Source organism: Gluconobacter sp. P5B12 (assembly GCF_018812035.1).
In the GTDB taxonomy this organism is placed as follows: Bacteria; Pseudomonadota; Alphaproteobacteria; order Acetobacterales; family Acetobacteraceae; genus Gluconobacter.
In genome coordinates this window covers 1-2,280 of the sequence record NZ_JACRVV010000021.1, presented here as the reverse complement: position 1 = coordinate 2,280, position 2,280 = coordinate 1, and the positions used below count along the sequence as shown (strand labels likewise).

1 rRNA gene is annotated in these 2,280 nt (G+C 40.4%); it reads right to left on the bottom strand.

The window, feature by feature from the left end:
- Positions 1 to 299: 299 nt before the first annotated feature.
- Positions 300 to 2,177, bottom strand: a 16S ribosomal RNA gene (locus tag KP702_RS15895).
- Positions 2,178 to 2,280 lie beyond the last annotated feature (103 nt).

The window sequence follows — 2,280 nt, the reverse complement described above, 5'->3', positions numbered from 1 at the left end:
TTACCACACATTCGAAATTATTTTATTTTGATTCGACTTCCACTTTCGAATTTTGTTTCTTCGATTTTCATGTTCGAAACATTATTTTTATAGGAAACGCCGTTGTTGTAAGTACTCGCCACAAATACGCACAACATACATTAGAAATGTTAAAATCTTTTTATGAGGTTGCCAAGCCCCATCTTCGTTTTATTTTGATTTTAACTTTTGATTCCATGGAATCATTTTGTTATATTTTTATTTTGGTAAATTGTTTTTATTTGTATAATTACAAATRTTTATTAACGGTAAGGATATTATACAATAATGATCCTTCCGCAGGTTCACCTACGGAAACCTTGTTACGACTTTTACTTCCTCTAAATAATCAAGTTCGGTCAACTTTTGCGAAACAACCGTAACACGCAAGGCGTCACAGTGATCACGTCCGGAGACCTCACTAAATAATTCAATCGGTAGTAGCGACGGGCGGTGTGTACAAAGGGCAGGGACGTAATCAATGCGAGTTAATGACTCACACTTACTGGGAATTCCAAGTTCATGTGAACAGTTTCAGTTCACAATCCCAAGCATGAAAGTGGTTCAGCGGTTTACCCGGACCTCTCGGTCTAGKAAATACACGTTGATACTTTCATTGTAGCKCGCGTGCAGCCCAGKACATCTAAGGGCATCACAGACCTGTTRTTGCTCAATCTCATTATTGCTAGACGCAATTTGTCCATTTAAGAAGCTAGTGTCCTTATAATGGGACAAACCAACAGGTACGGCTCCACTTACATAAACACATTCAAACACAATAAGCATTTTACTGCCAACATGAATGAAGGCTACATAAGCTTCAGCACCATAATCCTGAAGATATCTATTTAATATATTTGAGTCTCGTTCGTTATCGGAATTAACCAGACAAATCACTCCACGAACTAAGAACGGCCATGCACCACCACCCATAGATTCGAGAAAGAGCTATCAATCTGTCTTACACACTTATGTTCGGACCTGGWAAGTTTTCCCGTGTTGAGTCAAATTAAGCCGCAGGCTCCACTCCTGGTGGTGCCCTTCCGTCAATTCCTTTAAGTTTCAGCYTTGCRACCRTACTTCCCCCGGAGCCCAAAAGCTTTGGTTTCCCGGGAAGCGACTGAGAGAGCCATAAAAGTAGCTACACCCAATTGCTAGCTGGCATCGTTTATGGTTAGAACTAGGGCGGTATCTGATCGCCTTCGAACCTCTAACTTTCGTTCTTGATTAATGAAAACATCTTTGGCAAATGCTTTCGCTTAAGTTAGTCTTACGACGGTCCAAGAATTTCACCTCTMGCGTCGTAATACTAATGCCCCCAAACTGCTTCTATTAATCATTACCTCTTGATCTGAAAACCAATGAAAGCAGAACAGAGGTCTTATTTCATTATCCCATGCACAGAATATTCAGGCATTTGAAGCCTGCTTTAAGCACTCTAATTTGTTCAAAGTAATAGTACCGGCCCACAATAACACTCGTTTAAGAGCACTAATGCAGGTTTTTAAATAGGAGGAACATATGAAAAAATACAAGTATTTAATCACATATAAGAACTCCACCGGTAATACGCTTACATACATAAAGGTATAGTACTAACCACAATTGTAAGTTGTACTACCCGTATGAAGCACAAGTTCAACTACGAACGTTTTAACCGCAACAACTTTAATATACGCTATTGGAGCTGGAATTACCGCGGCTGCTGGCACCAGACTTGCCCTCCAATTGGTCCTTGTTAAAGGATTTAAAGTGTACTCATTCCAATTACAGGGCCTCGGATATGAGTCCTGTATTGTTATTTTTCGTCACTACCTCCCCGAGCTGGGAGTGGGTAATTTACGCGCCTGCTGCCTTCCTTAGATGTGGTAGCCGTTTCTCAGGCTCCCTCTCCGGAATCGAACCCTGATTCCCCGTTACCCGTTGCAACCATGGTAGTCCTAGATACTACCATCAAAAGTTGATAGGGCAGACATTTGAAAGATCTGTCGTCGGTACAAGACCATACGATCTGCATGTTATCTAGAGTTCAACCAATATAACGATCTTGCGATCGCTTGGTTTTAGCCTAATAAAAGCACATGTCCCATAAGGTTCATGTTTTAATTGCATGTATTAGCTCTAGAATTACCACAGTTATCCAAGTAACTGTTAACGATCTAAGGAACCATAACTGATATAATGAGCCTTTTGCGGTTTCACTTTTAATTCGTGTGTACTTAGACATGCATGGCTTAATCTTTGAGACAAGCATATAACTAC